The organism is Paractinoplanes polyasparticus, assembly GCF_019710575.1.
Lineage (GTDB): Bacteria > Actinomycetota > Actinomycetes > Mycobacteriales > Micromonosporaceae > Actinoplanes > Actinoplanes polyasparticus.
This window is the reverse complement of sequence record NZ_JAHWFK010000001.1, coordinates 543,787-566,187: the sequence shown is the minus strand read 5'-3', so window position 1 is coordinate 566,187 and position 22,401 is coordinate 543,787. Positions and strand designations below refer to the sequence as shown.

At 72.0% G+C, this 22,401-nt stretch carries 18 protein-coding genes; 10 read left to right on the top strand and 8 right to left on the bottom strand.

The features are described 5' to 3' along the window. Positions 1-203: 203 nt before the first annotated feature. From KXC43_RS02645 to KXC43_RS02635, 3 genes are read left to right on the top strand one after another with little or no spacing between them, the layout of a single operon-like run. Positions 204-2,321, top strand: a complete 2,118-nt coding sequence (locus tag KXC43_RS02645; protein ID WP_221374227.1) for a transglycosylase domain-containing protein — start codon at positions 204-206, stop codon at positions 2,319-2,321. 58 nt (positions 2,322-2,379) lie between these two features. Continuing rightward, positions 2,380-4,161, top strand: a complete 1,782-nt coding sequence (locus tag KXC43_RS02640) for an alpha-amylase family glycosyl hydrolase (protein ID WP_221374226.1) — start codon at positions 2,380-2,382, stop codon at positions 4,159-4,161. A 53-nt stretch (positions 4,162-4,214) separates the two neighbouring features. Further along, on the top strand, positions 4,215-4,682 hold the full coding sequence (locus tag KXC43_RS02635; protein ID WP_221374225.1) for a DUF3253 domain-containing protein: 468 nt from the start codon (positions 4,215-4,217) through the stop codon (positions 4,680-4,682). A 10-nt stretch (positions 4,683-4,692) separates the two neighbouring features. Here the strand turns inward: KXC43_RS02635 and KXC43_RS02630 are convergent, their stop codons facing one another. Beyond that, positions 4,693-6,684, bottom strand: coding sequence for an alpha-1,4-glucan--maltose-1-phosphate maltosyltransferase (locus KXC43_RS02630; protein WP_221374224.1), 1,992 nt, complete (start codon positions 6,682-6,684; stop codon positions 4,693-4,695). 97 nt (positions 6,685-6,781) lie between these two features. On the opposite strand from KXC43_RS02630, the gene KXC43_RS02625 reads away from it, so the two are divergent. Next, positions 6,782-7,957 carry an MFS transporter gene (locus KXC43_RS02625; protein WP_221374223.1) on the top strand — a complete coding sequence of 392 codons (1,176 nt, stop codon included), beginning with the start codon at positions 6,782-6,784 and terminating at the stop codon, positions 7,955-7,957. On the opposite strand, the gene KXC43_RS02620 is transcribed toward KXC43_RS02625, so the two are convergent. After that, positions 7,938-9,557 carry a RecQ family ATP-dependent DNA helicase gene (locus tag KXC43_RS02620; RefSeq protein WP_221374222.1) on the bottom strand — a complete coding sequence of 540 codons (1,620 nt, stop codon included), beginning with the start codon at positions 9,555-9,557 and terminating at the stop codon, positions 7,938-7,940. The genes KXC43_RS02625 and KXC43_RS02620 overlap by 20 nt on opposite strands. A gap of 191 nt (positions 9,558-9,748) precedes the next feature. Between KXC43_RS02620 and KXC43_RS02615 the strand changes: the two genes are divergently transcribed. Both KXC43_RS02615 and fdhA read left to right on the top strand, forming a co-directional pair. Beyond that, the gene (locus tag KXC43_RS02615) at positions 9,749-9,937 is read left to right on the top strand and encodes a Flp family type IVb pilin (RefSeq protein ID WP_221374221.1); all 189 of its coding nucleotides are present in this window, start codon (positions 9,749-9,751) and stop codon (positions 9,935-9,937) included. Between the two features lie 164 nt (positions 9,938-10,101). Then, positions 10,102-11,343 carry a formaldehyde dehydrogenase, glutathione-independent gene (fdhA, locus tag KXC43_RS02610; protein WP_221374220.1) on the top strand — a complete coding sequence of 414 codons (1,242 nt, stop codon included), beginning with the start codon at positions 10,102-10,104 and terminating at the stop codon, positions 11,341-11,343. Positions 11,344-11,363: 20 nt separating this feature from the next. Here fdhA and KXC43_RS02605 read toward each other — a convergent pair whose 3' ends face one another. Next, entirely contained in the window at positions 11,364-12,602 is a 1,239-nt protein-coding gene (locus tag KXC43_RS02605) for a YndJ family transporter (RefSeq protein ID WP_221374219.1), read from the bottom strand. 26 nt (positions 12,603-12,628) lie between these two features. On the opposite strand from KXC43_RS02605, the gene paaI reads away from it, so the two are divergent. Together paaI and KXC43_RS52565 are read left to right on the top strand one after the other, a co-directional pair. Continuing rightward, positions 12,629-13,057: a hydroxyphenylacetyl-CoA thioesterase PaaI gene (gene paaI, locus KXC43_RS02600; RefSeq protein WP_221374218.1), complete on the top strand. Its 429-nt coding sequence runs from the start codon at positions 12,629-12,631 to the stop codon at positions 13,055-13,057. Positions 13,058-13,211: 154 nt separating this feature from the next. Further along, entirely contained in the window at positions 13,212-15,962 is a 2,751-nt protein-coding gene (locus KXC43_RS52565) for an AfsR/SARP family transcriptional regulator (protein ID WP_221374217.1), read from the top strand. A gap of 5 nt (positions 15,963-15,967) precedes the next feature. Here the strand turns inward: KXC43_RS52565 and KXC43_RS02590 are convergent, their stop codons facing one another. The 5 genes from KXC43_RS02590 to KXC43_RS02570 all read right to left on the bottom strand — a co-directional run bounded on the left by KXC43_RS02590 (position 15,968) and on the right by KXC43_RS02570 (position 19,865). Continuing rightward, on the bottom strand, positions 15,968-17,269 hold the full coding sequence (locus tag KXC43_RS02590) for a VanW family protein (protein WP_221374216.1): 1,302 nt from the start codon (positions 17,267-17,269) through the stop codon (positions 15,968-15,970). Further along, positions 17,266-18,132: a serine/threonine-protein kinase gene (locus KXC43_RS02585; protein ID WP_221374215.1), complete on the bottom strand. Its 867-nt coding sequence runs from the start codon at positions 18,130-18,132 to the stop codon at positions 17,266-17,268. The genes KXC43_RS02590 and KXC43_RS02585 overlap by 4 nt, the downstream gene beginning before the upstream one ends. Positions 18,133-18,196: 64 nt before the next feature. Continuing rightward, entirely contained in the window at positions 18,197-18,358 is a 162-nt protein-coding gene (locus KXC43_RS02580) for a hypothetical protein (protein WP_221374214.1), read from the bottom strand. 103 nt (positions 18,359-18,461) lie between these two features. Further along, positions 18,462-18,758, bottom strand: coding sequence for a hypothetical protein (locus KXC43_RS02575; RefSeq protein WP_221374213.1), 297 nt, complete (start codon positions 18,756-18,758; stop codon positions 18,462-18,464). 159 nt (positions 18,759-18,917) lie between these two features. Beyond that, positions 18,918-19,865, bottom strand: a complete 948-nt coding sequence (locus tag KXC43_RS02570) for a GlxA family transcriptional regulator (RefSeq protein WP_221374212.1) — start codon at positions 19,863-19,865, stop codon at positions 18,918-18,920. Between the two features lie 69 nt (positions 19,866-19,934). On the opposite strand from KXC43_RS02570, the gene KXC43_RS02565 reads away from it, so the two are divergent. Together KXC43_RS02565 and KXC43_RS02560 are read left to right on the top strand one after the other, a co-directional pair. Then, positions 19,935-20,861, top strand: a complete 927-nt coding sequence (locus KXC43_RS02565; RefSeq protein WP_221374211.1) for an EamA family transporter — start codon at positions 19,935-19,937, stop codon at positions 20,859-20,861. Positions 20,862-20,948: 87 nt separating this feature from the next. Then, a complete protein-coding gene (locus KXC43_RS02560; protein WP_221374210.1) occupies positions 20,949-22,295 on the top strand; it encodes a radical SAM protein in 1,347 nt (448 codons plus the stop codon). Positions 22,296-22,401: the final 106 nt, after the last annotated feature.

Sequence of the window (22,401 nt, the reverse complement as noted above, 5' to 3'; positions counted from 1 at the left end):
TCTTGAGAGATTGGCGGTGTGTGTAACCCCCGGTTCCGGGTACCGGAGCCACGCGGCCGGGGCGGACAGCAAGATCACGTACGCTTTCGGGCGGTCCGTGCGGGGGTGGCGTACTGTGCCGAGTCGCTGCGGCGCTTCCCGATTCGCCGGGGCGATTCATCGACGAGAAAGGTGTCTGGAGATCCGTGACTGTGGGTGACCGGATGAAGAATCGATCGTTCGCCGGCAAGGCCGGGCTGCTGCTCACGTGCGGCCTGCTGACCGCCGTGGTGGTTTCCGCCGCCTCGTTCCCGGCCGTCGCGCTCGGCGGCCTGGTGGCCAAGGCCGGCGCCGAGGGCTTCGCCGCGATGCCGAGCACGATCGAGCAGCAGTCCGCCCCGCAGGTGACGCGGGTCTTCGCGAGCGACGGCAAGACGCAGATCGCCGTCCTCTACGACGAGTTCCGCAGCGACGCGCCGCTGAGCCAGATCAGCCAGAACATGCAGAACGCCATCGTCGCCGCCGAGGACCACAAGTTCTACGAGCACAACGGCGTCGACGTGAAGGGCATCGCCCGCGCGTTCGTCAACAACAGCCAGGGCGGGTCGCAGCAGGGCGCCTCGACGCTGACCATGCAGTACGTGCGCATGGCCCAGGCGTACGGCGCGAAGACGCCGCAGGAGGCGATCGACGCGACCAAGGACAGCCCCGAGCGGAAGATCGCCGAGATCAAGTACGCGCTGCAGATCGAGAAGGACCTCGACAAGAAGGAGATCCTCCGGCGCTACCTGAACCTCGCGCCGTACGGCAACGGCGCGTACGGCGTCTACGCCGGCAGCCAGGTCTACTTCAACAAGTCGCCCAAGAACCTGACCATCGCCGAGGCCGCGCTGCTGGCCGGCATGGTGAAGGCGCCGTCGGCGTTCGACCCGACCACCAAGACCGGCTACCCGCAGGCGCTCGACCGGCGCAACTACATCATCGACAACATGGTCGCCCTCAAGCAGATCACCAAGGCCGAGGGCGACGCGGCCAAAAAGACGAAGCTCAAGCGCACCGCCAACCGGCCCGGCAACGGCTGCACCTCGGTGTCGGTCAACAGCTGGGGCTTCTTCTGCGACTACTTCTACCGCTGGTGGATGGAGCAGAAGGCGTTCGGGGCCAACGCGTACGAGCGGGAGCGCCAGCTCAAGACCGGCGGCTACACGATCGTCACGTCGCTCGACATCAAGGCGCAGACCGCGGCCCGCAAAGAGATCACCAGGAAGATCGACGACGACAACAAGAACGCCGCTCTGATCGCCGGGATCGAGCCCGGCACCGGCCACGTCAAGTCGCTGGCGGCCAACCGCAAGTTCAAACTCGACGACGGTACGAACCCCAAGAGCTCGAACCCGCAGGCGCGCAGGGCCGGGGCCCGGGCCACGTACCCGAACACCACCAACCCGATCATCACCGGTGGCGGCGACATCAACGGCTACCAGGCCGGCTCGGTGTTCAAGATGTTCACCATGGTGGCCGCGCTCGAGAACGGCTTCGAGCTCGACCACCAGATCACCTCGGGATCGACCTACAAGTCGAGCTACCCGATCGCGGCCGGCGCGCCGGCCGCGTGCCCGGGCACGACGTTCTACTGCCCGAGCAACGCCTCGCCCAACGAGAAGGGCACCTTCAACATGTGGACCGGCTTCGGCAAGTCGGTCAACACCTACTTCGTGCCGCTGCAGGAACAGGTCGGCGCCGAGAAGGTCGTCGACGTGGCCAAGCGGTTCGGCATGCAGTTCCGCTCGCAGAGCGAACGCGATCTGGTCGACACCCCCGAAGCCGCGCACGACTTCGGCGCGTTCACCCTGGGCGTCACCACCTCGACGCCGCTGGACATCGCCAACGCGTACGCCACCCTGGCCGGCGACGGCATGTACTGCACGCCGACGCCGATCAGGCAGATCACCGCGGCCGACGGCTCCAAGGTGAAGGCCGGGCAACCGTCCTGCCGGCGGGTCACCGACGCCGACGTGGCCCGCAAGGCGCTCGACGCGGCCCGCTGCCCGGTCGGCGACCGCGCCCAGCTGGGCAACTGCGCCGGCGCCACCGAGCCCGACGCCTACCGCACGATCGGTCACCCGGTGTTCGGCAAGACCGGCACCACCGACGCCGACAAGACAGCGTCGCTGGTGGTCGGCACGCGCAGCATGGTCGTGGCCGGCTATCTGGTCAACCCCGACTGGGCCAACCACACCGACCGCATGAGCCACAACATCATCAACCCGGTCGTCTACCGCACGCTCGCCGACTACATGGAGGGCGCGGAGCGTCAGGAGTTCAAGAAGCCCGGCGAGTAGCTGTCGGATCTGGGATGCACCCGGTGAGGTCGATCGCCGGGTGCACTTGGATGGCGTCATGAGCTTCCGACGGGTCTCCGACATCGACTTCGACCGGCTGATCGGCGACCGCGCGTTCCATCCGTCGCCGGCCGCCTGGGAGGACGAGGTCCTCTACTTCCTGATGCTCGACCGGTTCGCCGACGGAGACGACACGACGCCGATGCTCACCGACGCCGACCGGGACAGCGCCTGGCGTACGGAGGAAAGCAAGCAACAGTGGCAGCGGGCCGGCACCGAATGGGCCGGGGGCACGCTGGCCGGTCTGCGGGGCAGGCTCGGATACCTGAGCCGGCTCGGCGTGACCGCGGTCTGGATCAGCCCGATCCTCAAGCAGGCGCCGCGCACGAACAGCTACCACGGCTACGCCACGCAGAACTTCCTCGAGGTCGACCCGCACTTCGGCCGGGCCGACGAGCTGCGTGACCTGGTCGCCGAGGCGCACGGGATGGGCATCCGCGTCATCCTCGACGTGGTGCTCAACCACGCGGGCGACGTCTTCGCGTACGAGGACGGGGACGTCCGCTGGGACGGCCGGCCGCACGCGGTGGCCGGGTTCCGCGACGCCGATCGGGCGCCCACATTGCCGTTCGGCCCCGTCGACGCGGCCGCCGGCCCGGACGCCGCGGTGTGGCCGGCCGAGCTGCAGGATCCCGGCACCTTCACCGCCAAGGGCCGGATCGACAACTGGGACTGGTACCCGGAATACCTCGAGGGCGACTTCGAGGGCCTGAAGGACATCGCGCTCGGCTCCGGCCCGACTGACGGCTACCGGCCGTCGCCGGCGCTGCGGGCGCTGACCCGGGTCTACCAGTACTGGATCGCCTACGCCGACCTCGACGGCTTCCGCGTCGACACGGTGAAACACATGGACCCCGGGGCGGCCCGGTACTTCACCTCGGCCGTTCACGAGTTCGCGCAGTCGCTCGGCAAGGAGAACTTCTATCTGATCGCCGAGATCACGGGCTCTCGCGAGTTCGCGTACCGGACGCTCGAGCAGGTCGGGATGGACGCCGCGCTCGGCCTGGCCGACGTCCAGGACCAGATGGAATGGCTGGTCAAGGGCTTCCGTGACCCGCGCGAGTACTTCGGCCTGTTCCGCGACTCGCTCCAGCTGGGCAAGGACTCGCACACCTGGTTCCGCAACCGGGTGGTGACCGCGTTCGACGACCACGACCAGGTGCGCAAGGGCGCGAGCAAAGCCCGGTTCGCGGCCGACGATCCGGGCCGGAAGCTCGGCGTGGCGGCGATCGCGTTCAACGCCGCCACGCTCGGCATCCCGTGCCTGTACTACGGCAGCGAACAGGGTCTCGACGGCAGCGGCCCCAACGACCGCTACCTGCGCGAGGCGATGTTCGGCGGCGAGTTCGGCGCCTTCCGCAGCCGGGGCGCCCACTGCTTCGACGAGAACAGCCGGACGTACGCCCAGGTCGCGCGCATCCTCGCCCTGCGCCGCCGCCTGCCGGCCCTGCGCCGGGGCCGGCAGTACCTGCGCCCGATCTCCGGCAACGGGGTGGACTTCGGCTACCCGCAGCTGTTCGGCGGCGAGATGCGGTCGGTGCTGGCGTGGTCCCGCCTGTTCGCCGGCGCCGAGGTGGTGGCGGCCATCAACACGGATCCGGACCAGCCCCGCACGGCCTGGGTGACCATCGACGCCGACCTGGACCCGGCGGGCGGCAAGCTGACCTGCCTGTTCAGCACGGACCCGGGACAGGAGGGCTCGCAGCTGCCCATCGAGCCCCGCAACGGCAAGGCCGTCGAGGTGACTGTGCCCGCCGCGGGCTTCGTGGTGTACGGCTGAACGCTGTCCGAGTGGACGAGAATGGTCCGGTGGAACCGGGCGAGGACCGAACGATGACGGCGGACGGGCGATACCTGATCGTGTCCGGCCGGCGGTGGCGGGCCACGGACCCGGCCATCCCCGGGCCGTTGCGACAGGAATTGGTGAACGAGCTGATGGCTGCTCGCCGCCTCGTGCGCAGCGACCCCGAGACGGCCCGGCCTCGCGTGCAGGACGCCAAGGTGGCGCTGGGGGAGAGGGGCGACCCCTGGTGGGAGCCGACGCCCGGCGGGCAGCGCGTGCGACTGGCGGCAGCGATGCGCGCCCTGTTGCGGCACCGCCGACCCGAGGCCACCATCTGCCCGAGTGACGCGGCCCGGGTCGCCGGCGGCGAGTCGTGGCGTGACCTGATGGATGCGGCGCGCGAGGTGGCCGCCGAACTGTCGCGCGCGGGAGTCATCGCCGTCCGGCAGGGCGGCGCCGACGTCGACGTGACGTCCGCGAAAGGGCCGGTCCGCCTGGCCCGTGGCCCCGAATGGTGAGGCGGACCGCTCAGTAGGGCCGGACGTGGATGATGTGCACCGGCTCGGTGTCGGGGCCGAGCCGGACAAAGGCGTGCGCGCCCCAGTTCCAGTGCTGGCCGGTGATCAGGTCGTGCGCCACGAACGTGTCCGTCCATCCCATCCCCAGCTCCGGCATGGTCAGGTGGATCGTCGTCTCGCGGGTGTGCGACGGGTCGAGGTTGGCCACCACCAGGATCACGTCGTCCCGGTCGTAGACCCGGCGGGCCTTCGAGAAGACCAGCACGTCGGGGTCGTCGGCGGCGTGGAAGCGCAGGTTGCGCAGCCAGTGCAGGGCCGGGTGGGCGCGCCGGATCTCGTTGAGCCGGGTCAGGAACGGGGCCAGGGTCCGGTCGCCCCGCTCGTCCCAGCGCCGGTCCTTGTACTCGTACTTCTCGTTGTCGATCTGCTCCTCGGCGCCGGGCCGGGCGACGTTCTCGACCAGCTCGTACCCGGCGTAGATGCCGTACGTGGGCACCAGCGTCGCGGCCAGCGCGGCCCGCATCACCCACCCGGCCGGCCCGCTGCGCTGCATGAACGGGGTGAGGATGTCGTGCGTGGTGGGCCAGAAGCTGGGTCGCATGTACGCCGCCGCGGGCCCGGACAGCTCGCGCACGTACTCCTCGATCTCGGCCTTGGAATGCCGCCACGCGTAGTACGTGTACGACTGCTGGAAGCCCACCTTGGCCAGGGTGTGCATCATCGGCGGGCGGGTGAACGCCTCGGCCAGCCAGATGATCCCGGGGTGGTCCCGGGCGACGTCGGCGATCAGCCACTCCCAGAACTCGACCGGCTTGGTGTGCGGGTTGTCGACCCGGAAGATCGTGACGCCGTGGTCGATCCAGAGCTGGATGATCCGGCGGATCTCGGCGTAGATGCCGTCGGGGTCGTTGTCGAAGTTCAGCGGATAGATGTCCTGGTACTTCTTCGGCGGGTTCTCCGCGTACGCGATCGAGCCGTCCGCGCGGGTGGTGAACCACTCCGGGTGCTCAGCGACCCACGGGTGGTCCGGCGCGCAGTTGAGCGCCACGTCCAGCGCGACCTCGAGGCCGAGCCGGCGGGCTTCGGCGACGAACGCGTCGAAGTCGTCGAGCGTGCCCAGATCGGGATGGACGGCGTCGTGGCCGCCGTCGGCCGAGCCGATCGCGTACGGCGAGCCCGGATCGAGCGCGTCGGCGCGCAGGCTGTTGTTCCGGCCCTTGCGGTTGATCCGGCCGATCGGGTGGATCGGGGTCAGGTAGATGACGTCGAAACCCATGCCGGCCACGGCTTGCAGGCGCCGGGCCGCGGTGGCGAACGTGCCGCTGACCCACCGGCCGGTGGACCCGTCGAAGCGGGCGCCCTCGGATCGGGGGAAGAACTCGTACCAGGCGCCGTAGAGGGCGCGTTCCCGTTCGACCAGCCACGGGATGTCGGGGCCGGGCGACACGTGCTCGCGCAACGGGCGTTCCCGCAGCTCGTGTACCACGACCGGGGACAGGCCGGCGTTCAGGCGCACCTCGGGAGAGTTCCCGGTGTCGCGCAGCGCCGCCGCGGCGTCCTCCAGAGCGGCCGCCTGCTCCTTGGTGCGGGGCACCTCGGCGACGGCACGCTCCAGGACGCGGGCGCCCTCCTCCAGCATCAGCTCCACGTCGACCCCGGCGCTGACCTTGATGACGGCGTCGTGGTTCCAGGTCCCGTACGGATCGGACCAGCCCTCGATCCGGTACGTCCAGAGCCCGGCGCTGTCCGCGGCGACGGTCACCGCCCACGCGTCCAGCCCCGCGTTCACTCTCGTCATGGGCAGCAGATGCTGTCGCCCGGACGGATCGACGAGCACGGCGGTGGCGTTGACCGCATCGTGGCCCTCCCGGAACACCGTGGCGGTGACCTCGAACTCCTCGCCCACGACGGACTTCACGGGACGCCGGCCACCCTCCACGACCGGCGCGACGTCAACCACGGGGATTCGGCCGATGCCGCGATGCGTCGGTGAGGCGCTCATGACCCGACGCTAACGGCTCCCGCGGCCTCGCGCTCGGCAGGCAGCCGAAGCTCCGGCCAACGGTAGGAGTCCGTCGGCTGTGGGGTAAGCCTTGATCATGACACGTCGGCTCACGCTTCTGTTCGCTGTGGCCGCGGGGGCGGCCGTGGCGAATCTCTACTGGTCGCAACCGCTGCTCGACCTGATCGCCGACGATGTGAACGCCGGGCCGGCCGCGGCCGGGTGGCTGATCACCGCGACGCAGCTCGGATACGCCGCGGGCATCCTGTTCCTGGTGCCGCTGGGCGACGTCGTCGAACGGCGCCGTCTCGTGCGGACCATTCTGTTGTGCTCGGCCGGCGCCGCGCTTCTGTGTGCCGTGGCTCCTTCGCTGGGGCTGCTGACGGGTGCGCTGGTTCTGCTCGGGGTGACCGCCGTGTCCGGGCAGATCCTCGCGCCGCTGGCCGGGGACCTGGCTGACGACGCCGATCGAGGTCATGTGGTCGGCACGGTGATCTCGGGGATTCTGGTCGGCATCCTGATCTCCCGTACGGTGGCGGGGCTGGTGGCCGGAGTGGCGGGGTGGCGGGCCATCTATGTGATCGCGGCGCTGATCGCCGTCGGCTCGGCGGTGGTGCTGTCGCGGCGCATCCCCGTGCTGCCGGCGCGTGAGCACATTCCGTACCGGAGCCTGATCGCGTCCGTCGGTCAGGTGCTGCGGCGGGAACGGACCGCCCGGTGGACCGTGGTGCTGGCGGCGACGGCATTCGGCGCCTTCACCATGTTCTGGACGGCGCTGACGTTCCTGCTGAGCAGCCCGCCCTATCACTATTCGGTGCAGGCCATCGGGTTGTTCGGGATAGCCGGGCTGGCGGGCGCGCTCGCCGCCCAGCGCGCCGGGCGGTTGCACGACCGCGGGCTGTCACTGCCGGCCACCGGCGTGGCGTGGGCCCTGCTGCTGGTGGCTTTCGGGCTCGCGCTGGCCGGCCGGAACTCCGTCGTGGCCATCGTGATCGCCGTCGTGCTGCTCGACGCGGCGGCGCAGACCATCGGCATCCTCAACCAGACGCGGCTGTTCGCGCTGGCGCCGGGGGCCCGCAGCCGGCTCAACACCGTCTATGTCACCAGCAACTTCCTCGGCGGCGCGGCCGGTTCGGCGACGGCCACCCTGCTGTGGTCGGCCGGCGGCTGGGTCGCCGTCTGCGTGGCCGGCCTGGCCGCGTCCGCCTTCGCCCTGGCGGTGTGGGCCGTCGGCCGCCGCGGGGCTCTGGTCCCTAGTCCTGGTCGATGGTGAGCAGGCCGTTGGTGAGCACCGCGGGGGTCAGGTGGCGGTAGCCGACCGAGTCGAACAGCACCGAGAGCTCGTGGTCGTCGCGGGCCAGCAGCAGGCCGGAACCCCAGTACTTGTGGGTGACGCGCGTGCCGTCGCCGGTTGCCGGTGACCACGACGGACCCGGGGGCGGGGCGTCGTCGTTGTCGCAGTTGCCGCAGGGGGCGGCGTAGTGCTCGCCGAAGTAGGCCAGCAGCTCGGCCCGGCGGCACCGCGTGGTCTCGGCGTAGTGGCGGGCGGTGTCGATCTGGCTGGCCAGGATGGTCTGGCGCCGGTCGCCCGAGGCCAGCACGGCGTCGCGGGCCGAGGCCGGCACGGGGACGCCGACCGTCACCTCGTCGTGGCCGGACGGGGTCAGGAAGTGCTGGTCGACGAGTTCGGCGGCGACCCGCTGGGCGGCGGCGTGGCTGACCCCGGCCGTCCGGGCCACGTCGGCCAGCGCCACCCGGCCGTGGGCGGTCTCGAGCTGGTCGACCACGGCGGTGACGGTGTCGGCGGGCACCCGGGCCCGCGCGGCCAGCAGCCGGGGGATCCGCATCGCGCGGCTGTCGTGCACCAGCACGGCGGCCCCGGGCCGGCCGTCGCGACCGGCCCGGCCCACCTCCTGGTAGTACTCGTCGAGGCTGCCGGGAACGCCCGCGTGCACCACCGTACGGATGTCGGGCTTGTCGATGCCCATGCCGAAGGCGCTGGTGGCGACGACGATGTCGAGCTCACCGGCGAAGAACGCGTCCTGGACGCGGCTGCGCTCGGCGGCCGGCACCCCGGCGTGGTACGCGGCGACCTTGTACGAATCCCTCCGCAACCGCTCGGCCAGCTCCTCGCAGTGGGCGTGGGTCAGCGCGTACACCAGGGCCGGCGTCTCGTGGGCGAGCATCACCTCGACCGTACGATCCTCGATCGCCTGCGCCTCGGGCCGGTCGGGCCGGGTGCGGCGCACCGACAGGCTCAGGTTGGGGCGGTCGAAGCCGGCCACGATCACCTTCGGGTCGGTCATGCGCAGCCGGCGGGTGATGTCGGCCTGCACGGGCGGCGCCGCGGTCGCGGTCAGCGCCAGCAGCGGCGGCCGCCCGAGCGCTTCGGCGACGTCGGCGAGGCGCAGGTAGTCGGGCCGGAAGTCGTGGCCCCACTGGCTGATCAGGTGGGCCTCGTCGATCGCGATCAGCGTCACCGGGCGGCTGCTGCCGGCGATCGCGGCCAGCGTCTCGTCGTTGGCCAGCTGCTCCGGTCCGAGCAGAACGAAGTCGGCCGACCCGTCGCCCACGGCGGCCAGCGCCTCGGCCCGTTCGGCGTGCCGCAGGCCCGAGTTCAGCATCCGCGCCGCCACGTGCCGGCCGGTGAGCGAGCGCAGCTGGTCGCGTTGCAGGGCGACCAGCGGCGAGACGACGACCGTCAGCCCGCCGCGGGCCAGGCCGGCCACCTGATAGATGGCGCTCTTGCCGCTGCCGGTCGGCAGCACGGCCAGGGTGTCCCGGCCGGCGGCGGACGCGGCCGCCGTTTCCTGCTGGACGGGCCGCAGGGTGAGCCCGAGCACCGACTCGGCGATGGCGTTGACGTCAGACACCCGGTAAGTGTGGCCCGTGCCCCGGCGAAGAGCATCCGACATGTGACCAGCGCGGCAGCGGACTCTTCCCGGCTGCGGAACGCATCGGCAACGAGACTGCACCCCTGGGGTCGCTCCGGTTCCCGCCCGGCAGGGCCGATAGGGGGATCGGTCCCGGTGATGAGAGGCCGGCCGAAACGGGGGAGTGCGCGATGTTCCACAACCTGGCAGCCCGGCTGCAGTCCCGCCGGCCGTGGGCCGACGACGAGGGCGCGACCGCCGTCGAGTACGGCCTGCTCGTCTCGCTGGTGGCCGTCGTGATCATCGTCGGCGCCACCACGTTCGGCCAGCAGATCAGCGACCTGTTCGGCGCCGTCGCGGGAAAGATCAAGATGCCGTGAGTCGCCGGGCCGGCCCCGCGGGTCGGCCCGCGACGAATGAGGCGGATGTCGGTATCGACCTCTTTCGCTACTACTCCGGGTTCTGTTTCTGTTGCCGTGCGTGAAGCATGACGGTCATGGCGGCGTGACCATCCCGGCCGCCGGTCCGACGATGGGAGGCAACGATGCCAGCCAATCGCGCGGTGGTCTACGAGGGCCCCGGCACCGTCGAGGTCCATGACATCGACTACCCGACGTACGAGCTGAAGGACGGCCCGGGCGTCAACAAACTGAACATCGGCCGCAAGGTGCCGCACGGCGCCATCCTCAAGACGGTCGCCACCAACATCTGCGGCAGCGACCAGCACATGGTCCGGGGTCGCACCACTGCCCCGCAGGGTCTCGTGCTCGGTCACGAGATCACCGGCGAGGTCGTCGACGTCGGCCCCGGCGTCGAGTTCATCAAGGTCGGCGACGTGTGCTCGGTGCCGTTCAACATCGCCTGCGGGCGGTGCCGCAACTGCAAGGAGGGCAAGACCGGCGTCTGCCTGAACGTCAACCCCGACCGGCCCGGATCGGCCTACGGCTACGTCGACATGGGCGGCTGGGTCGGCGGGCAGGCCGAGTACGTGCTGGTGCCGTACGCCGACTGGAACCTGCTGAAGTTCCCCGACCGCGACCAGGCCATCGAGAAGGCGCTCGACCTGGCCATGCTGGCCGACATCTTCCCGACCGGCTACCACGGCTGCGTGTCCGCGGGCGTGACGAGCGGCTCGACCGTCTACATCGCCGGCGCGGGACCGGTCGGCCTGGCGGCGGCCACGTCGGCGTGGCTGCTCGGCGCCGCGGTCGTCATCGTCGGCGACCTGAACGAGGAACGGCTGGCCCAGGCCCGCAGCTTCGGCTGCGAGACGGTCGACGTGGCCCAGGGCGACCCGGTCGAGCAGATCTCCCGGATCCTCGGCAACGACGCCGCCGCCATCGGCGAGCCGCTGGTCGACTCCGCAGTCGACGCCGTCGGCTTCGAGGCCCGCGGCCACGGCGAGAACGCCGGCGTCGAGCAGCCGGCCACGGTGCTGAACTCGCTGATGCAGCTGACCCGCGCGGGCGGCGCGATCGGCGTACCCGGTCTGTACGTCACCGGTGACCCGGGCGGCGTCGACGAGGCGGCCAAGGTTGGTTCGCTGTCGTTGCGCCTGGGGCTCGGCTGGGCCAAGTCGCACTCGTTCGTGACCGGCCAGTGCCCGGTGATGAAGTACAACCGGAGCCTGATGATGGCCATCCTGCACGACCGGGTGCAGATCGCGAAGAACGTCAACGCCGTGGCGATCCCGCTCGATCAGGCCCCGCAGGGCTATCGGGACTTCGACCAGGGCGCGGCCAAGAAGTACGTCCTCGACCCGCACGGCATGGTCGGCAAGCGGTAGGCCCGTCCGGCTCCGGTTCGTCATCGGCGAACCGGGGCCGCGGCCGGTTTCGCGGTACGCAGGGCGGTGGCGCAGCGGGCGATGAACAGCCGTTGCGCGACCGGGACGAGCGGACCGGCGAGCCGGGCCACCAGCAGGACGGGCTGCGAGCGCACGGTCACCTCGAAGCGCACTGCCCCGTCCTGGGCGAGCAGCACGGTGAAGCTCTCGTCGCCGGCGAAGGTGTGGCCCGGCAAAGCGACGTAGCGCATGATGGTGCGGTCCGATTGCCGGACGACCTCCGTCACCCGGCACGGCTCGGGCACTCGTAGGCGGCCGAAGCCGAGGGACGAGAGCATGTGCAGCCCGGGGGTGGCCGGGGGCGTGGCGGGGTCGACCCAGGCGCCCGAGCGTCGGTGCATGTCCCAGGTGAGCAGCGCGGCCGACGCCGCCTCGAAGCGATCGCGGCCGGCGCCGATCCGGTGCGACCAGGTGTGCCGGGACCAGGGCTGGTCGCGGCCGGCCCAGGCCACGACGAGGGCGGTCAGGACGGCGGCCGCGTTCAGCACGCCGTGGGTCAGCACCATCCAGGTCAGGCCGAGGTGGGGGAGGCTGGTGACCTGGCCGGCCGCGTAGAGCAGGGCCAGCGTCATCGTCACCAGGCTGAGGGCGAACATCCAACGCGCGCCGCGGCCCGCGTGGGTGGCCAGGGCCAGCCAGAGTCCGGCGGTCAGCACGCCGGCGCCGATCAGTTCGACGACGTCGCCCGCGGCGCCGCCGACGAGGAACCCGGCGCCCACGATCGCCACGCCGGCCGGGGCGAGCAGGCGGTAGCGGGCCTCGGTCAGCGCCAGCAGCAGGAGCGCGCCGAAGCCGGCCACGTGGAAGTGGGCCGCGGTCAGCCCCAGGACTCCGGCCGGGAACCCGAGCAGCGCGATCCCGGCCCGCTCGGCCGCCAGCCCGGCCGCGGCCACCGGCAGGCACGCCGCCGCGAAGGCCACGAGCCGTTCCCGCCGCAGCACCACCGGCACCACTAGGCAGGCCAGCAGGTAGGGAAGGCAGAGCAGCCCAGCCAGGGCCCCGCGCGGCAGAGCGAGCGCAACCACGGCCGGTACGGCGGCGACCGGCCACCACTGCACGAGCCGCCGCCCGCGGCCGAGCGCGCTCAGCCCGAGCGGAACGAAGAGCACCACGCACACCGCCACCACGATGTGCAGGCCCACCCAGCCGGGTCCGGTCAACCTGTCCATGCCCGCCCTCGCCTTCTTGAACGCGTTCAACTTAGCACGGTGTTACGTTGGGGCGGATGTCAGAGGAAGCGCGGAAGGTGGCGCGGCGCAGCGCCGAGATCATGCTCGGCCGGGACGCGGCCAGCGCCGGGCTCGGCATCGAGCTCGAAGAGGTCGCGCCGGGCCGCTCGGTGCTGACCATGCGGGTGCGCGACGACATGGTGAACGGCTACGGGCTCTGCCACGGCGGCCTGCTCGCGTCCCTGGCCGACAGCGCGTTCGCCGTGGCCTGCAACTCGTACGGCGAGGTCGCGGTGGCCGCCGGCTTCGACATCACGTTCCTCGAGTCCGGCCGCGCCGGCGACCTGTTGCGCGCGCGTGCCGTCGAACGGGCCCGCCGCGGCCGGTCCGGCCTCTACGACGTGACGGTCACCCGGGCCGCCGACGACGTGGTGCTGGCCGAATTCCGCGGCCGCAGCCGTTCCCTGGGGCGGCCCATCGCCTGACCGGCGGGCGGCATCCGGCGTCCCCCGTGCACGCCGGACACCGCCCCGGTGGGGTGGCGCGACAACGATCCCGGACATCGACACAGATTTTTCACAGGCCGCCGGGACGGTTCGGGCCCGGCGACGCTGTGCGTGAGCGGATACAGTCGCGAGCGTGATCGTGGGCGGGGGCCACCGGGGGCCCGGTTTCTGGATTCTCGGGCCGGTCGAGGTGCGCGCCGACGGTCCGCTCCCGCTCGGTGGGCCGCGCGCCCGCAACCTGCTCGCGTGCCTGCTGCTCAACGCCGGCCGCGTGGTGGGCGTCGAGCAACTCATCGACGCGGTGTGGGGCGACGACCCGCCGTCCGGCGCCCGCATCCAGGTGCAGAACAGGGTCTCCACGCTGCGGGCCCAGCTGCGCCGAGCCGGGTTGAACGCCACTCTGGACCGGCGGGCGCCGGGCTATCTGCTGAGTCCGGGCCCGGTTCCGTACGATCTGGCGCGGTTCGACGACGAGGAGCAGCGCGCCCACGGACTGATGGCGACCGGTGACGCGGCCGCCGGGGCGGATGCGCTGCGGGCTGCGCTGGGGTTGTGGCACGGGCCGCCCTTGTCGGGGGTTGACACCGCGCCGCTGCGCACGGCCGCCCACGCGCTCGAGGAGCGCCGGATGGCGGCCTGGGAGACCTGCCTGGGCTGGGAACTCGAGCTGGGCCGGGCGGACGCGGTGGCCCGGGAGCTGACAGCTCTGGCCCGCGACAACCCCTACCGGGAACGGTTCGCCGTGCTGCTCATGCGTGCTCTAACCGCGGCCGGGCGCCGGGCCGCCGCGCTCGAGGTCTACCGCCGCACCCGGCTGCGCCTGGTGGCCGATCTGGGCATCGAGCCCGGTCCCGAGCTGGCCGCGACGCTGGCCGCGCTGCTGGAGGAGGCGCCCGGCCGCGACCTGGCCGAGCTGGTGCCCGCGCAGCTGCCGGCCGATGTCCGCTTCGTCGACCGCCGCCGCCATCTGCGGGCGCTGGACGCGCTGGTGCCGGGCGGCGCGTCGTGCGTGGTGATCACCGGCCCGGCCGGGGTCGGCAAGTCGGCGCTGGCGGTCCACTGGGGACATCGGGCGGCGTCCCGCTTTCCCGACGGCCAGCTGCATGTCGGGCTGCGGGGCTGGGCGCCCTCGGGCCGCTCGCTGAGCGCGGGCGAGGCGTTACGCGGCTTCCTCGAGGCGCTGCGGGTGCCGCCCGAGAAGGTGCCGACCGGCGTGCAGGCGCAGGCGAGCCTGTACCGCAGCCTGCTCGCCGGACGCCGGATGCTGGTCGTGCTCGACGACGCCCGGGACGCCGAGCAGGTGCGGCCGCTGCTGCCCGGCGCCGAGGGCTCGCTCGTGCTGGTGACCAGCCGCGAGCCGCTGACCGGGCTGGCCGTGACCGGCCGGGCCGAGCACCTGGCGCTGGACCTGATGGACGCGGCCGATTCGCACGAGCTTCTCGCCGTACGCGTGGGAAAGCCCCGCCTGGCCGCCGAGCCCGACGCCGCCGCCGAGATCGTGCGGTGGTGCAGCGGCTTGCCCCTGGCCCTGGCCGTGGCGGCGGCCCGGGCTGCCACCAGCCCGGCCCCGTCCGCCCTGACCGACTTCGCGGCGCAGCTGGCCCGGGCCGGGCGCCCGCTGGACGCGTTCACCGGCACGGCGGACCGGAGCAGCGACCTGCGCACGGTGCTGACCGTCTCGTATCGCCGCCTCTCGACCGGCGCGGCCCGCGTCTTCCGCCTGCTCCACGTGCGCATCGGCGACCGGATCGGCACGGCGGCGGTGGCGGCGCTGGCCGGCGTCGAGCGGGACACGGCCGCCCGGCTGCTCGGCGAGCTGGCCGCCGCCGGGTTCGTGCACACCGACGGCGACCACCACACCGGACACGACCTGCTTCGCGCGTTCGGGGCCGAGCTGACCACCGGCGCCGACGAGTCCGCGACCGCCCTGGGGCGGCTGCTCGACCACTATCTGCACCGGGCGTACGCGGTCGACCGCGCCCTCTATCCCGACCGCGACCAGATCGGCCTGCAGAAGGGCGACGCCGGCGACTTCGACAGCGTCGCGGCCGCGATGGCCTGGGCCGCGGAAGAGCGGGCGGTGCTGGTCGAGGCGGTCGACCGGGCCTTCGCGGCGGGCGAGGACGAGCGTGCCTGGAAGCTGGCCTGGGCCCTGACCACGTACCTGAACCGCAGCGGTCGGTGGCACGACTGGGCCCGGGTCCAGCGCCGGGGCCTGGCCGCCGCGAACCGGTTGGGTGACGTCCAGGGCCAGGCATGGTGCCACCGCGATCTGGCGAACGCCGCCACCCGGCTCCGGCGCTACGGCACCGCGCGGCGGCACCTGCGGGCGAGCATCGAGCTCTTCGAGCGCATCGGTGATCTGCCGGCGCTGGTGAACTGCCACAAGAACGTCGCCTGGCTGGAGGAGCGCGAGGGCCGCCTGGCCGACGCCCTGCGGCACGCCGAGCGGGCACTGGAGATCAGCCACCGGCTGCCCGGCGACCGGCGGCTCGCGAGCTCGCTCAACGCCGTCGGCTGGTACACGGCTCTGCTCGGTGACCACGCGGCCGCGGCCGAACTCTGCCGGGAGGGGCTCCGGCTCTTCCGGCAGGCCGGCGACCGCTACGGCGAGGCCCACACGCTGGAAAGCCTCGGCTATGCCGAACAGCATCGCGGGAACCATGCCGCAGCCATCGAGCTGTACGAGCGGGGTTCGGTCCTGTGCGACGAGATCGGCGAGCGCTACCTGAAGGGCCAGCTGCTGACCCGGCTCGGCGAGACGTTCCTGGCGGTCACCGAGCCGGACGCCGCCCGCCGGTCCTGGCGGGCGGCGCTGGACATCTTCGACGAGATCGACCCCCGGTCCGCGGCCGACCTGCGGGAGCGGCTCGGCCGTGACTGAGACGGTCAGTCGAGGCCCTGATAGGTCCAGTTCAGGGTGTCGGTGCCGCGCTCGGCGCCGTCCTGCTTGACCGTGCGGGTGACGGTGATGCGGAAGCCGCCGTTGTCGCGGGGGCGGCGTGGGCCGGTCACCGACTCGACCTCGCGGTTGCCGGTGTGGCCGTAGATGCCGACCGTGACCGACGTGTCCGTGGTGCGCGCCCGGATGACGAACGGCGCCTCGGTGTCGTTGTGGATGACCTGGTCGATCGAGCGCCAGTCCAGCGTCGCCTCGCGGCCCGGGGGATAACGGCTGATGTAGAGCGAGTGCGGCTGGTGCTTGCGGATGTCGAGGCCGGCGAACCAGGCCGCGTTGAACAAGGTGGTCGAGAACTGGGAGACGCCGCCGCCCAGCTGGTCCTCCAGCTCGCCGTCGACGATGGCGGGGGCGGGCACGAAGCCGGCGGCCCGGGTGCGCTCGCCCGCCGCGTCGTTCAGCGAGAACGTTTCGCCGGCGGGAACGACCGTGCCGTCGATCAGCTCGGCGATGCGGTGGATGTTCGTGACGCGCGGGGCGCAGCACGGGTGGTAGGTGGTGAACGTGCCGATCAGTTGGTCGACGCCGGCCAGCTTCGGGGTGTCGTTGCCGGGCGGCAGCGTGGTCACGGGCAGGCTCAGCGTGGCGCCGCCGCCGCGGACGGTCTCGGTCAGCAGCCGTACGGCATCGGTCGTCTGCACGCCACGGCCGGGCTCACCCCGGTCGAGGGTCACCCCACGGTCCGAGGCCGTGTACGCGAGATCGCCCTTCCCGTCGAGCACGGTCTGCGGCGGCGCGAGTCGCACCGACGCGTTGCGGGCCGGGCGGTTGAGCTGCTTCAGTGCGGCATCCAGACCGTCCTGCGCGCGCGACTCGTCCACGGTCAGCACGGGTGGCAGGTCGCGCCGCCCTTCGCCCGGCAGCCGGAAGCGGGTCGTGCCTACGCTGCGCTCGGTGGCGGCCACGTCGAGCCGGATGCCGAGCTCGGCCGGGCGCACGGTGAACCGCTCCGAACCCGCCACGACGGCCACCGGTTGCTCGACCTTCAGGCGGACCGGCCCGTCGATCGCACCCCGCAGCGCTCTGTCGTCCAGGCCGCCCAGGGCCACCCCGGCGACGTACGTGCCGGTCGGCACCGCCGCGCTCGGCCGCACCAGCAGCACAGCGGCCCCCACCACGACCACGAGCAGGCCGAGGGTGAGCCACAGGATCCAGCGGCGCGATCGCCGCGGTGGCGGCGGCGCCGGGATCGCCGCCGAGGCCGTCCAGCGTTGATTCCCGTACGTCGTCATGCCTTGATCATGCGCCCGGCGCACGGCTCCGACATCGGTCGTTTGACTGCCGTCACGTCCGCTGTGACCAGCGCCTCCCGGGCCTGGCGGAGGGTGCGTCGGCGGCCCGGATCGGCAGCCAGCAGACCCTCGATGACCGGCCGCAGCGGCCCCGCGAGGCGGAACGGCGCCGGGGTGGCCTCAGTCACGGCCAGCATCGTCGCGACCAGGTCGCCCCGGTCGAACGGCGAGCGGCCCTCGACGGCGGCGTAGAGGGTCGCGCCCAGCGTGAACAGGTCGCTCGCGGGTTCGGGCGGCGCCCCGCGCAGCTGCTCGGGCGAGACGTAGGCCGGGCTGCCCTCGAAGCCCTCGGCGGGCGGCCGCGGTCCGTACGCGGAGCAGGCGATGCCGAAGTCGATGAGCACCACGCGGCCGTCGGCGCAGAGCTGCACGTTGCCCGGCTTGACGTCGCGGTGCACGATGCCCGCCCGGTGCACCGCTTCCAGCGCGTCGAGCAGGCTGAGCCCGATGCGGCGCACCCGCTCGACCGCCAGCGGCCCGTCCTCGCGCAGAACGTCGGCCAGCGTCCGCCCGCTCAGCGCCTCCATCACGATCCAGGGCTCGCCGCCGTCACGCACCACGTCGAGGATGCGCACCGTGCCGCAGTGGACGACGCTCGCCGCGGCCCGTGCCTCGTCCAGCGCCCGGCCCGGCTCGTCGGCCCGCTTGACCGCGACCGGCCGCCCCAGCAGCTCGTCGTGGGCGAGCCACACCGATCCCATCCCGCCCCGGCCCAGCAGCGCGCCGAGCCGGTAGCGTCCGGCAACCAGCCGGCCGGCCGGTCCGGCCCCCGCGTGCCGGGGTTCGTACGGGAGAGTTTCCATGCCTTTGACAATGGCGATCTCCCGCGCCCGTGTCGTCACGGCGAGCACCCAACCGCACTACCGGCTACCCGGAAACCGTGGCGCTGTCGCCGTCCTCGTAGCGCAGCACGGCGCCGATGCCGTGTTCGAGCTCTATCTGCTCGGAAGTGACCAGGAACAGCTGTGCGCCGGTGCCCGCGACGGCACGGACGACCAGGGACGAGACGAGCGACACGGTGACTGTCACGTTTCGCGAGGCCCGCTGGTCACCCAGGGTGGAGCGAGAGGGGCTGCCCATGAGGGGCCGAGGGGAACTGTCATGAGGGTCGGCGTGCTGGTTGCGGGGCTGGTCAGGCGCCCATCCGGATCAGGGCGTTGCCGCCGAGCATGAGCACGTCGGCCCCGGCCACCAGGGCCAGGCTCAGGTGCAGGTGGCGGGCGGCGACCTCGGGATCGTCGCCCTTGATGCCGCGCAGCGCGAAGACCCCGGCCGCGATCACCAGCGGGACGCCGCCGATCAGCAGCAGGCCCACCGTGCCCGGCGTGTGACCGCCGGTCACCAGCAGGGTCAGCAGCACCGTCGGCACGATGCCGAACACCACCACGGCGATCCCGCTGTACCAGCGCAGCGGCCTCGTCGCTTCCATGTCTGTCACCCTCGACCTCATCTTCGGACGATCTTCATGTGATCCGCACGGCGCATTGCGGACGCGATGCGGACATTGACCCTCTGGATTCTGACGGCTCCGGTCGATCAAGCCCGGCCCGGGTACGAGATCGTCCAGCGACCCGGTGACGCTACCGGCTCACTGGCGGAAGGCTGCCCGGTAGGTCTCCGGCCCGACACCCCGTACGCGCCGGAATTGCCGCCGCAGCGTGTCGACGCTGCCGAACCCGCAGCGCCGCGCCACCGACGCGATGGTGGAGTCGGCCCGTTCCAGGAGGCGTTCGGCGTGGCGGACGCGCTGCTCGCGCACCCAGGCGGCCGGGGTCGAGCCGGTCGCTGCCGCGAAGTGACGGATGAACGTGCGCGCCGACATCGAGGCGCGTGCCGCCAGGGCCTCGACCGACAGGTCCTCGTCGAGGTGGTCGGCGGCCCAGTCGAGCAGTCCGGCCAGGCCGTCCCCCGCGGGCGGTGGCACCGGGAGCCGCGAGAACTGGGCCTGGCCGCCGCTGCGATGGGCCGGGACGACCATCTCGCGGGCCACCCGGTTGGCCACGTCGGCGCCGTGCTCGCGGCGGATCAGATGCAGGCAGAGGTCGATGGCAGCCGACGCCCCGGCGCTGGTGGCGATCGTGCCGTCGACGACGTAGATCCGGTCCACCTCCACGGTGATCCGGGGATACCGGGTTGTCAGGTCGTCCGCGTACGCCCAGTGGGTGGTCGCCCGGCGTCCGTCGAGCAGTCCCACGGCGGCCAGGGTGAATGCGCCCGTGCACAGCGCCGCCACCGTGGCGCCGCGGTCGGCGGCGGCGCAAAGGGCACTGGTCAGCGCGGTCGACGGCGGCGGCACCGGCGGGGTGGATCCGGTCACGATCACCAGGTCGGCGCGTTCGAGACGGTCGAGACCGTCGGTCGGGGTGATGTGGAAGCCGGTCGAGGTGCGCAGCGGGCCGGACGACTCGGCGCAGACCGCGTAGCGGAAACGGGGGAGTTCCGGGTCGGCCCGGGGCAGCCCGAAGATCTCGCTCGCGATTCCCAGCTCGAAGGCGGGCACCGGTTCGGCGACCACCACGGCGACATCGACCGTCATGTCGTCAGAATGGCACGGAATGCCGCCCGCGTGGCAGATCTGCCAATCGGGACCGGGTACGCGAGAGGCATGACCTTCCTCGGACCGTTGCTGATCGTGTACGTCGTCTGGGGCTCCACCTATCTGGCGCAGAAGGTGGGCCTGGAGTCGCTACCCCCGCTGACCATGAACGCGATCCGGTTCCTGGTCGCCGAGGCGCTGCTCTACGCGTACTGCCGGTGGCGCCGGATGCCGAACCCGGATCGTCCGCAGTGGCGCGCGGGCGCCGTTCAGGGCCTGCTGCTGCCGGCCGCGGGCACCGGCGGGGCGGCCTGGGCCGAGCAGTACCTGTCGTCCGGCGTCACCGCGTTGTTCCTGGCCACGATCCCGCTCTGGATCGTGCTCGGCCGCCGCGTGGCCGATCACGAGAAGATCACCTGGCCGGTGACGCTGGGGTTGCTCGCGGGCTTCGCCGGGGTCGCCGTGCTGGCCCGGCCGTCGGGTGGTGGGGGCGACGTGGTGGCGATCATGGTCGCGCTCGGCGGCGCGCTGTGCTGGGGGCTCGGCACGGTGTACGCCGGTCACGCGCCCCGGCCGGCGTCGGCGCTGATGGCCAGCGCGATCGAGATGATCTGTGCCGGCGCGATCCTGGTGGCGCTGTCCGGCCTGACCGGCGAATGGGATCGGATCGGCGTCACCGGGCGGTCGGCGCTCGCGGTCGGGTATCTGATCGTCTTCGGCAGCCTCATCGCCTACACCGCGTACACCTGGCTGCTGGACAACGTCGCGCCGCGGATCGTCGGCACCTACGCGTTCGTCAACCCGGTGGTCGCCGTGCTGCTGGGCTGGTGGATCCTGAGCGAGCCGCTGACCGCCCGCACCCTGCTGGCCACCACGGTGATCGCGGCCGGGGTGGCGCTCATCGTTCTCGCTCCGGCGCCCGCTGATTCTGCTCCTGGCGCTCCGGACGCTCGTGAGGGAGATGTTCCCGACCGGGAATCCTCGTACGGCAAGTGACCCATCGCGCATCCGTTTGCGGGTGCTGGGGCTTCGGCGGCAGTGTGGGGGAGGATGGAGCGGTTGCTTGTTGATCAGGAGGGGCCCATGCGGTCACGCACCGACGTAGTCGAAGACTTGATGGCACGCTTTCCGCACGTTCCGCGCGAGGCCGTCGTCAAGGAGGACCTGCTGCGCGGCGGGCTGGCGTTCGACGACTCGGCGCTGAGCGACAACGAGAACGGCGACGTCAAGCCGAAGTCCTACTTCATCTTCTCGTTCGACCACCGCACGCTGCCCGAGCTGGGCACGGCCGCGCTGCGTCGCCCGCCGGAGGAGATCGTGCTCACCGGGGGTCCCTACGACTTCCGCCGTACGGTCGTGTCGGTCCGCGTCAACCCCAGCTCGCCGTACCGGGTGAAGACGGACGACGACGGTCGCATGCACCTCTACCTCGACGGCAAGCCGATCGCCGACGTCGGGCTGCCCCCGATGCCGGACTACTACCGGCACACGCTGGCCAACGGCAAGCGGGTGATGGAGGTGGCCCCGACGATCCAGTGGGGCTATCTGATCTACCTGACCGCCTTCCGGGTCTGCCAGTACTTCGGCGCCAAGGAGGAGTGCCAGTACTGCGACATCAACCACAACTGGCGCCAGCACAAGGCGGCCGGGCGGCCCTACACCGGGGTCAAGCCGGTCGACGAGATCCTCGAGGCGCTCGCGATCATCGACAAGCACGACACCGCGCGGACGTCGCAGGCCTACACGCTGACCGGCGGCAGCATCACCTCGCAGGTGCAGGGCAAGGCCGAGGCCGACTTCTACGGCCAGTACGCGCAGGCGATCGAGGAGCGCTTCCCCGGCCGGTGGATCGGCAAGGTGGTCGCCCAGGCGCTGCCCAAGGCCGACGTCCAGCGCTTCAAGGACTACGGCATCCAGATCTACCACCCCAACTACGAGGTGTGGGACAAGAAGCTGTTCGAGCTCTACTGCCCCGGCAAGGAGCGCTACGTGGGCCGGGAGGAATGGCACCGCCGGATCCTCGACTCGGCCGAGATCTTCGGCCCGCGCAACGTGATCCCGAACTTCGTGGCCGGTGTCGAGATGGCCGCGCCGCACGGCTTCACCACCGTGAACGAGGCGATCGACTCGACCGCCGAGGGCCTGCAGTACTTCATGTCGCGCGGCATCACGCCCCGGTTCACCACCTGGTGCCCCGAGCCGACGACCCCGCTGGGCAAGTCGAACCCGGAGGGCGCGCCGCTGGAATACCACGTGCGGCTGCTCGAGACCTACCGCGCGGTGATGGACGCCAACGGGCTGTCGAGCCCGCCCGGGTACGGGCCGGCCGGTGCCGGCCGGGCCGTGTTCTCGGTGAGCTCGTTCATGGACTCCCTGCCCGCGAACGACGAGACGGCGGAGGTCACCGCCCCGGTGACGTCCGGCTCCTGACAGAAGCGGTCGACGCCGCCGGCCGGGGTGAACCGGGTCGGCGGCGTTTGTCCCTTTGCGCGCCGAGTCGTAGACACGTGGGCCTGGCCTCCGTGGGTAGTCCTCG